Raw genomic sequence first — 9838 nt, 5'->3', positions numbered from 1 at the left:
TAGATTAACATTAGCTGCTTTTACCATAGCATCTGCTGCTTCTATAGCAGATACCAAACCTTTAGTTTCTATCATACCTAAAGCCATAGAACTTGCCATATATAGTACCTCCAATAATTTTTATTATTTTATTGATTATTATTATTTTTTTTCTTTTTTCTCGTTTTTTTCTTTGAAACAGTTTCATTAGAAGCCGTTTCATTATCTATTTTTTTATTAACATCTTCATCAAAAAGCGATGTATTATTAATTACAACATTACTGTCTGATGAATTATTATCAATATTTTCATTAATTATTTCTGTATTGCTTTCTGATTGTTTATTTTCATCAGTTTCTTTTTCTTCGCTCTCTTTGTTTTCTTTCTCAGCATTATCAGCATTTTCATTAATTATTTCTGTATTGCTTTCTAATTGTTTATTTTTATCAGTTTCTTTTTTTTCACTATCACTTTTTTCTTTGTTTGAATCTCCATTATCATCAGAAGATACATACTCAAAAAGAGAATTAAGAACCTGTTTATCCAATCTGGCTATAACATTACTGCCTAAAACCTTTCCAACTCTCTCAGCAGCAGCAACTCCACAGTCAACAGCAACTTTAACGGCAGAAACATCTCCGAAAAATGAAACCGCAACTCTTCCGCTTCCAACATGCACCATAGAAGGAAAAATTATATTACTAGCCTTGGACGCTGCATCTAAAGCTTCAACAGCAGCCGTATGACCATGAGTTTCTATCATACCTAAAGCATATTCCATAATAATTAATATCCTCTCTTATTAAGTATATAAAAATATAATTATTTATCTAACAAATAATCCATTTTTTAATACGCATCTTCTTTTTCTTGTAAAAGTTACTGTACTAGTAATACCATCTCCAGTACTGCTTGCTAATGTAAAACTAGTGTATCCTTCTCCTCCCAATCCTATGCCAGCATATGAAGGAGCATTTTTTACAAATATTGTTGTCTGAAGTCTTTTTGGTGCTATTGTAAGTCTGTCAATATGTTTAGAATGCATAGCAGCAGTATGTCGGCAGCCGTCCTCTAATTTCACAGCCAAATCTAATGCCTCATCAAAATCTTTGCATCTTATCAAAGGAAGAACTGGCATCATAAGCTCTTTTACAGCAAAAGGATGTTCTTTATGTGTTTCCATTATTATTAATCTAGGATCATAAGGACATTCTATGCCTAAAGTGTCTAATATATATTTGGCATTTTTACCTATAAACTTTTTGTTTACAGATCCGTCTTCATTTATAACACCTTTTTCAAGTTTTACCATATCTTCTTTTTTGGAAATTTTAAATGCATTATTCTTTTCCATATTAAACATCAAATAGTCAAATATAGAGTCCACTGCTAATACCTCTTTTTCTGCTATACAAGGCATATTATTATCAAGAGAAGCCCCAGCCACTATATCGGCAGCAGCCTGTTCTATATCAGCAGTCTCATCAACTATAACAGGAGGATTTCCAGCACCTGCCCCTATAGTTTTTTTACCGCTTTTTAGTCCCTTAATAACTATAGGCATACCTCCAGTAATACACAATGCATTTACTTTAGGACTTTCCATTAAATAATCAACCTCTTCAACTGAAGCCTTAGAAATAGTAACTACTAAATTTCTCTCGCCTCCAGCTTCTATTATAGCCTCATTTATCTTTCCTACAAGCCAATTAGATACTTTTACAGCACTAGGATGAGGACTAAATACAACACTGTTTCCTGCAGAAAGCATATTTATACTATTGCATATTATAGTTTCTGTGGGATTAGTAACTGGAGTTATAGCACCTATTACACCAAATGGAGAAAATTCTATTAAACTAAGACCATCATCACCAGTTAAAGCCCCAGTTTTCAAATCTTCAACACCAGTACATCTTTCTATAGCTAATGTATTTTTATTTATTTTATCTTCCACTCTTCCCATTTTGCTTTCTTCTACAGTCATAACAGACATCTCTTTAATAAGAGGTCTCAATTTATTTCTTATAGAATCAGTTATTTTTTTTCTTTCTGACAAACTAGAGCATAAAAATTTCTTTTGTGCAATACTTGCATACTCGATAGCTTCTTTCATGCTGTCAAATACACCCAATGTATTGCAGCTACTGTTTCCAGATTCAATAATATTAATATTTTTAGCAACTTCTCTCACTATAGATTCTATTAATTTCTCATCCATATTATATTCTCCGTAAATATATTTTTATTAAACATATCTATTAAATGCTCCTATTAAACGCATCTAAAGCCGCCTTAGCTATAACTACATCTTCCTCAACTGCTCCGCCGCTTATTCCAACAGCTCCCAATAATTTACCATCTCTAAATATAGGAATTCCTCCGCCAAACATCACAAGCTCTCCAGCCATAGCTGTATCAAGTCCGCATAAACTGTCATCAATAAGCTTTTTTATATCGGAAGTAGGAACTTTTAATGATATACTGCTGTAAGCCTTTTTAAAAGCTAATTTCTCACTTATTTTAAGAGCATTATCCATTTTACAAAAGAAAATCTCCTCGCCATGACTATTAACAATAGAAATACACACATCAACATGCATGCTTCCAGCTTTTTTTATAGCCTCCAAAGCCATAATAAAAGCGTCATTTAAATTAAGCTCCATAAACATTCCTCAATCATAATTAATTATCATTCAATATAAAATAAATTCCCTTAACAAGTCTGGCTGAATTTGTTCCAATATTTCTCATATTCTGCATATTCATTGATTTCACAGAATATAAGAATAAAGGAGTATTTTCTTCCAAATTAGCATAATGCACAGCAATATTCTCACTATCAATAGCCAGTCCAACTGACAATTTTGAAGCAATAGCAGCCTTATAAGATGCCTCAGCAGCATTTTGATAACCATCTCCATTTTTACTTTCAACTACATATGGTATTCCCTCTTCCTCTATTCCGTATAAAACCTGATCCATTAATTTTGAATCTGCATTGCCCAAATTATATATAATGATAGATGGTATATCCATAATTATCTATTTCCTCCAGACCTAACATAATCTAATATAAGCCCAGTAGCAACTGCATTTCTAGGACCTTCTTTTCCTCTTATATTACCTCTTCCAGCAACTATTTTATAATGAGATAAAGCGTCCATAACCATTTGAGGTATCTCAAAATCTAATGATGAACCTCCAACCAATACTACAAACGGTATATCTCTTATATTTCCAGTAGTACTTACTGTCTCTAAGGCTCTTATAGAATTAAATACAAAAACTTTTTCTTTTGCACTTCTTCTTACAATCCTTATTTTTTCTAAAGGTATATCAGATTCTATAGGAACAAAATTATTCTCTTCTACCACTATAACTCTTGCAAATAGTTTAGGATCTAAAGGCTCTTTAAAAAACTGCACTGTACCATCTTCATGTCTTATATGAAATATGCTCTCAACTTTAGCTAAAGGATATTTCTTTATTCTTTCAGCCATTTCAAGATCATCTAGTCCCAATTCGGAATTAATTAAAAGCGTAACCATATTTCCTGCACCTGCAAGATGCGTATATGATATTTTTCCGTTTTTATCTATCAGAGAAGCATCAGTACTTCCAGCCCCCATATCTATAATAGCTAAAGGAGATGAAGAACCTGGTGTAGTTAAAGCCCCAAGTATAGCCATATCAGCTTCAACTCCTCCTACTTCAACATCAATATTTAAATCTTTTTTAAGCTCATTAGCTATTATTTCCATCTGAAGCCTATCAGATTTAACCATGCTAGCTATACCTACAGCACTTTCCATAGAAAATTCATTGGCAAGACCGCCCTTAACACTTCTAGGTACAAAAGTATCTACAGCTAAAAGATCCTTAATCTTAATATCATCTTTATTTTTATTTGTGAGTTTAGCCATAGTCTGTCTTACTTTTTCTATCATACCGCCTATGTTAGTTCCAGCCTCGCCAATAATATCTTCTATATCATCTGCTTTATTAATAACAGACATTATTTTTTCAGCACCTGCTTCTATATCAACCTCTAATGTCCTTTTAGAATCAATTATAGTTAATTTACCAGCTGGTATTCTTCTTTCTTTAACATTACCTTCAGGAGTTTTTATTACAACAGCAGAACGGTTTCCTATCAAAGCCCTTGATATAGGTACAACTGACTGAGTTTCTTCAGGTGATAAATTAAATACTGTTGCTATACCGTAAGGATTGGATAATGTTTCAATAACCTTACCCGGAAGAGCTACCTCTAATGCACAAAGCATACCAATAGGAACTTTATCTATAAGTGTAACCTCATCAACTATTGGAATATTTTTGTTTATTCTGTTTTGTACAAGAACTCCGTCATCTTTCTGTAAAATCAAACCATTAACATTAATACCCCTAGATATGGCCTCATTAACAGAGTCGGCAGCATCTTTAAAATCCACAGTATTAGGAACAACGATTATTACATCTTCACCTTTTTTTATATTGGAAATATCATTATAATGAACACTTATGCCTATACCTATTCCAGAACCGCCCGGTGTCTTTGGGTTATGTCCTATCATAGTAGATTCAGTTACAACAGTTTCAGTTATAGTCTCCATAGCTACATCACCAATAACAGGAGTAGCCTCATTTATTCTTATCAAAGATATATCTTTAACTGTAAGATTAACCTTATCCAAACTCTTTTTTAGAACTCCAAAAATACCATGCTTATTAGAAAAAGTACCTTTTATGCCTGTAGTAAATACCAAATCACTAGATATAAACTCCGCCTCATTATTATCGCTAATTTTAGCAACAGCAATTTCAGTGGTAGAATTACCTATATCTATTCCAGCAATATATTTCATTGACACTTCCATTAATAAAAATTTATATTACAGCTAATAAAAACTGTTTGCTAAAAATATATAGCAAATGAATTTACTATATGCTCACAATTTTTATATTTGGCTTTATAATATTTAAAAATTATTATTTTTATTATTATTGCTAATAAAAATTATTATTTTCTTCTTAAACGATCTCTCTTTTCATAAACTTCAGCTGCCTCTCTAACTAAAGAAGCTGATATTGTAGCAGAATATTTATTTTCAAGCTCATCAGCTATAGCAATAAGCTCGGCTTTAGTTGATCTGAAAGGTCTTAAAGCATTGTATATTTCTAATATTCTGTCATCGCTTATTCTGGTTAATTCAGCAGCTCTTCTCAAATTCATAGCAAATATTTTTCTTCCAACAGACTCAGCAATTTGTGCCTGATATTCCAAAGTTTCAGCGGTAATACGAACATCATTAGGACCTACTCTGTCATTCATTACTGCTTCTAATGTAATATCATCTAAACTTTTTCCTGTAGAAGTTTTTATCAAATCTTTTCTATTATAGCCTAAAGGATAATCTTTAGCACTTACATTAATAGTATTAGAAACACTCTTAACATTGCTGGTATTGCTAATATTATTAACTATTTCTTTTATCATTTTTTCTAAAAGTTGTTCATCCATATTTTATCTCCTTACAAAATTATTACAGCGAAACTGAAAGCTCTATAGGATCTGCATTATCAACAACATGTTCAGTTTCTTTTATATGAAGTAAAGCGGCAATTGCCTGATATTTAGGACGAGCCATTTGATCATTACGAACTGGTACAGGAGTTGGAGATTCTCCTTTAGCATACTTAGCAGCATTTTTACCTATAGCTCTGAAAGTAGGCAAATCCAAAAGAGGCGCCTGAGGAAATAATTCAACATTACTTAAAGGAAGCAAATCTTTTTGGTGTATAACTGTAGTACCTTTAGACTGTATACCTATACCTATTCCAGAACCGCTGTATTTTGCAGCTGCATTTGCTATAAATGAAACATCTGATGTATGTAAGAAACGAACTATACGTGCTTTTAATCCTTCTTCTTCTATACCTGCGATTAATTCTCTTAATACCTGAGAATGAGGTATATGCACTATAGTTTCAGTTTGATGAAGTCCGAAAGAAGGAGCTAAGCCTATTACTACTTCAGATTTATTTTTACCAACTTCAGCTTTTCCAAGCTCTTTAAAATTAAGAGGAGGAGGTGCCTGATGATTAGTACTTACATTAGGATTCGGATTAGAACCTGCAGAAGCACTGCTGCTTGTATTACTATTTTGATTATTAATATTTTTTATAACTTCACTAACTATTAATTTGAGAGTTTTTTCATCTATATTCATTACTTACTCCTTAAATAGAATCTGGGCTTATAGCATTAGGAATATTTTTTATTTCTTCCCAGCGTTCTTTACTTATTTGATAACCAGTACTAGGACCATGATAATCATTAACATCATTAACAGCACTAATAACATAGCCGTTTCTATCAATAATAGCTGAAGTATGCAAATAGTCGCCTGCTACACGTTGTTTGAGCATATTTAAAACACTTTGAGCAACATCTTCAAAGCCTTTTCTATATAAAGCTTTAACAACATCTAAACCTGTTATTCCATTAGTAAGTATGCTTTGTGCTGCTTTTAAATCTTCTACAACATTTCTGTCTGGCATATCTTTACTTCCATGTGCATAAGTTGCAGCTTCTACTTCTTCATCAGTGATTTCTGGGAAGCCCAAATCAGCAAATATAGCCTGCATAGCTCTTGCAGCTTTATTTCTAACAGCTATTATTTCTTCTTCTTTTACAGGTCTTAATCCGCCGTCAACTTTCAAGTCTCTTTGTAATACATTGATATCATCAAAGTCTTCAGCATCAAAGTTAGAACCTGCAAACATATTGTCATAGTTAGGAGTAGAACTATAACCAGAGAATATAAAGTCAGTACCAGGGAGAAACTGCATTAACATTCTTGCTGTTCTTCTTATATCTGAGTGAGAGAAAGTTTGGTCATTACCAGAAGCAACTTCCAAATCCAAACATTCTGTAATAAGGTTTTCAGCCAAAACCGCTCTGATACCGCTAGGAACTCCGCCCGGAACACCTATACAGCTTATAGAACCATTTTGCAAACCTTGTACTCCTGCACCTTTAGTGATGAATACACATCTAGCTTCTAAATAAAGCATAGATTTACCTTCTGCATATCCCATCTGTACTTCACTTCCAGTACCAGAAGTAAAACGCATTTTTAAACCGCGTGATGCATAAGATGAAGCTAAGAAAGCTTTAGAATATGGAGTATCATCTCCATCTGTAAATACTCTTTCTGTTCCATATACTGATATTGTTTCTGCATAACAGGTTAATCCTCTCATACCTAGTAACAATTCAGTAGCCTCTTCTAATGAACATTGAGTAAGTATACCAGGTCTTCCAACCTGAGCACCAACTAATAAGCCTAAAGCATTGAAAGGAGCATAACGTACTATACCTACTGTAGTTTCTTCTTCATCAAAACCTCTAACAGCTGCTTCTGCCGCATCTGCTGCTATTTGTATTGGGTTATCTTTTACGTTAGTTACATGGCATTGATTAGAAGGAGTTTTTCTTGCCCTCATTTTCTGCAAAGCCATCATCATTTCAACAACATTCATGCAGCTCATAACTTCTGATATTTTAGCAGGAGTTATAGATGTTGTTATTGGAATTATTTCGCTTCTTTGTACATTAGGGTCACATAACATAAGAGCTATTTTTTTTGAGTCAATACTCATAGCTTTTTCAGCATTTTCAATATTTATAGAATAATTAGCAATAAATGTATCTATAAAATCAAAATCTTCAGCTTTTTTACCATCAAGCTCAACTATTTTACCGTTTGATATTTTTATGCTAGGTTTAGGATCATTAGGTCCGTCCATAGCTACAAGACCTACCTCAGGCCATTCACCAACAAATCCGTCCTGATTTACTGGTCTGTTTCTTAATATTTCAAATCTTTTAGATTTCATGAACTTCTCCTAATAATTAAATTATATATGATGGTCTGTCATTTTTAGGTTTAGAACCCAAAGTTCCCAACAATTCACAGCCTATTTCTCTTGCAGCTATTACAGCCTGTCTAACAGCACCAGAATCTCCGCATATCTGTAATATAACTTCGTTTGAAAAACTAGTACCGCTTGCAGGAGAAGCATATCCTACTACTTCTACATTAGCAGCTTTAACAGCAGTATCAGCCATTACTACACCTATAGCAGCAGGAGCACCAACACAAATACCGAAAGCCTTACCTATTGGGGCACCAAATGCTTTATTGCAGGCATAACTAGCTCTTGCAGTGTATTGAAGCTCTATATGTCCAGCCTCATTTCCATAAACATCACCAAAAGTTCTGTCTAAATCTTTTAATGCTACTTCAACAGCACGTCTTGAATCTGAAACATCGTCAGAACCGAATATAATCAAGTTACCATGACCAGCACCGCCTTTTGTATCACGTGCCAACTGTATAGAAACAATTTCTGTGTTTGTAGCTTTCACAGCCTCATCAGCGGCCATTATATGAGGGCCTGCCCCTGTTCTGCCGCCTATAATACCAATAGAACGGTATTTTGTTTCAAAATTCATTTTCTCCAAAACACTTTTATCCACATTAGCAATAACAAGCCCTATAGTATCTCCCATAGCAGTGCCTACAAACTCTATTGCTTTACTCATATAAAAATCCTCCTTAAAAAATAATAAAATTAATGTTATTTTTTTAATTAAAAGGCAATGATTATATGACAAAGATTAATTTTAGATTATTAGAATAGAAAAATTATCAAAAAATGCACAATAAACCATTGCTATACATATAGTATAAAACAACGGCATATCATTGTCAATAATAAGATATCATTTTTTAAAAAAATGATAAAAATTTCACAGAATTGAAACAATATAAAATAAATTGATTAAATTGAACAAATTGATATTTTGAACTAATTAAACATTAAATTACTGTGAATTCCATTCCATGCTCCTCGACAGAAATAAATTATGTATTGAAATATTCCGACTTACAGCTTTCTACACCCTACCTTCTCATCACCTCAATAGGCAACAATGGTTTACTAGGGTTCGCTACTGAATACGGCTACGGGCTAGTATAGGATTCTGACCTATTTCCTTCAGTACATATCTATATTATAATAAAAAAATTATAATAAATCAATATCTTTATTCATACAATTTATACTTATTTTATGAAATATTATTAATATACTGGAACAATTTTATTTTGTCAAAATTAATTTTTTTAATTTAAAATATTTGCAGGGCTTTGCCCCGCACCCCAGTTCTTTTATGACGTCTGTCCGCCTGTGGCGTGGTATAAAAGAACCATACGCAGTACACCTTCGGTGAAAGAACTGCATTTTATAGCTTAAACATACAATTTACACAACATATAAAATATTTAATTAAACTATGATTAATATTATTTAATTTAGCATAAAACAACAAACTCGCAGAATTGTTTGTCAAGTACTTTTGAAACAAGTCTATCAATTAATCTCAAAAGTATAATGCGTAACAGCCTCATCAGGACGGAAATAATCGCTGCCATTATCTTTAATTATTTTTAACATATCAGCCATAGCTTTATAATATAAGAAATAATAATCATATTTTTTGTAGTCGTCCATAGTTTTAGAAGCCTCAAGTAAAGCATAATATTTTTGTGAAAGATTCAAAGCCGTTTCGTATTGACTGTTTAATTTAAACTGCCTGTCATAATCCACTAAACGCACTATTTTGCTGTTGAAAGTAAATAAATCAGCCCCGCCGCTTTCCCAGCCTATAGCGGAAGTTAATTGATTATTAGGCACAACATTAACCCAGTCGGATTCCTGTGCTTTGTCTGGAGGAATTGAAGACACTTGTAATTGATAATAACCAGACTTTTTAATATGCTC

General features: G+C 32.8%; 10 protein-coding genes, 1 pseudogene and 1 riboswitch. All 11 genes and pseudogenes read right to left on the bottom strand.

The window, feature by feature from the left end; all coding sequences use genetic code 11:
* The coding region (locus F811_RS15360; protein WP_020003503.1) for a BMC domain-containing protein at window positions 1-99 on the bottom strand (99 nt) is incomplete at its 3' end.
* 29 nt (window positions 100-128) lie between these two features.
* Window positions 129-761 carry a BMC domain-containing protein gene (locus tag F811_RS0101310; protein WP_020003502.1) on the bottom strand — a complete coding sequence of 211 codons (633 nt, stop codon included), beginning with the start codon at window positions 759-761 and terminating at the stop codon, window positions 129-131.
* A 45-nt stretch (window positions 762-806) separates the two neighbouring features.
* Window positions 807-2201 (bottom strand): aldehyde dehydrogenase family protein, encoded by a 1395-nt coding sequence (locus tag F811_RS0101305; RefSeq protein WP_020003501.1) that lies wholly within the window; start codon window positions 2199-2201, stop codon window positions 807-809.
* Window positions 2202-2241: 40 nt separating this feature from the next.
* Window positions 2242-2646, bottom strand: coding sequence for a GlcG/HbpS family heme-binding protein (locus tag F811_RS0101300; protein WP_020003500.1), 405 nt, complete (start codon window positions 2644-2646; stop codon window positions 2242-2244).
* Between the two features lie 19 nt (window positions 2647-2665).
* Window positions 2666-3019 carry a glycerol dehydratase reactivase beta/small subunit family protein gene (locus F811_RS0101295; protein WP_020003499.1) on the bottom strand — a complete coding sequence of 118 codons (354 nt, stop codon included), beginning with the start codon at window positions 3017-3019 and terminating at the stop codon, window positions 2666-2668.
* Between the two features lie 2 nt (window positions 3020-3021).
* Window positions 3022-4851, bottom strand: a complete 1830-nt coding sequence (locus F811_RS0101290; protein WP_020003498.1) for a diol dehydratase reactivase subunit alpha — start codon at window positions 4849-4851, stop codon at window positions 3022-3024.
* 155 nt (window positions 4852-5006) lie between these two features.
* Window positions 5007-5507: a diol dehydratase small subunit gene (locus F811_RS0101285; RefSeq protein ID WP_020003497.1), complete on the bottom strand. Its 501-nt coding sequence runs from the start codon at window positions 5505-5507 to the stop codon at window positions 5007-5009.
* 22 nt (window positions 5508-5529) lie between these two features.
* Window positions 5530-6216, bottom strand: coding sequence for a propanediol/glycerol family dehydratase medium subunit (locus F811_RS0101280; RefSeq protein WP_020003496.1), 687 nt, complete (start codon window positions 6214-6216; stop codon window positions 5530-5532).
* A 10-nt stretch (window positions 6217-6226) separates the two neighbouring features.
* A complete protein-coding gene (locus F811_RS0101275) occupies window positions 6227-7888 on the bottom strand; it encodes a propanediol/glycerol family dehydratase large subunit (RefSeq protein ID WP_020003495.1) in 1662 nt (553 codons plus the stop codon).
* 16 nt (window positions 7889-7904) lie between these two features.
* A complete protein-coding gene (gene pduB / locus F811_RS0101270; protein ID WP_020003494.1) occupies window positions 7905-8597 on the bottom strand; it encodes a propanediol utilization microcompartment protein PduB in 693 nt (230 codons plus the stop codon).
* Between the two features lie 315 nt (window positions 8598-8912).
* A riboswitch (cobalamin riboswitch) is annotated at window positions 8913-9089 on the bottom strand.
* 338 nt (window positions 9090-9427) lie between these two features.
* Window positions 9428-9838 (bottom strand): annotated as a pseudogene (locus F811_RS15355) (hypothetical protein); the annotation flags it as partial.

Source organism: Brachyspira innocens ATCC 29796, from assembly GCF_000384655.1.
Taxonomy (GTDB): Bacteria; Spirochaetota; Brachyspiria; order Brachyspirales; family Brachyspiraceae; genus Brachyspira; species Brachyspira innocens.
This window is presented reverse-complemented; position numbering and strand designations above follow the sequence as displayed.

Coding starts and splice junctions, on each gene's coding strand:
- F811_RS0101310 (WP_020003502.1), bottom strand. CDS start 761: ATGGAATATGCTTTAGGTATGATAGAAACTCATGGTCATACGGCTGCT.
- F811_RS0101305 (WP_020003501.1), bottom strand. CDS start 2,201: ATGGATGAGAAATTAATAGAATCTATAGTGAGAGAAGTTGCTAAAAAT.
- F811_RS0101300 (WP_020003500.1), bottom strand. CDS start 2,646: ATGGAGCTTAATTTAAATGACGCTTTTATTATGGCTTTGGAGGCTATA.
- F811_RS0101295 (WP_020003499.1), bottom strand. CDS start 3,019: ATGGATATACCATCTATCATTATATATAATTTGGGCAATGCAGATTCA.
- F811_RS0101290 (WP_020003498.1), bottom strand. CDS start 4,851: ATGAAATATATTGCTGGAATAGATATAGGTAATTCTACCACTGAAATT.
- F811_RS0101285 (WP_020003497.1), bottom strand. CDS start 5,507: ATGGATGAACAACTTTTAGAAAAAATGATAAAAGAAATAGTTAATAAT.
- F811_RS0101280 (WP_020003496.1), bottom strand. CDS start 6,216: ATGAATATAGATGAAAAAACTCTCAAATTAATAGTTAGTGAAGTTATA.
- F811_RS0101275 (WP_020003495.1), bottom strand. CDS start 7,888: ATGAAATCTAAAAGATTTGAAATATTAAGAAACAGACCAGTAAATCAG.
- pduB (WP_020003494.1), bottom strand. CDS start 8,597: ATGAGTAAAGCAATAGAGTTTGTAGGCACTGCTATGGGAGATACTATA.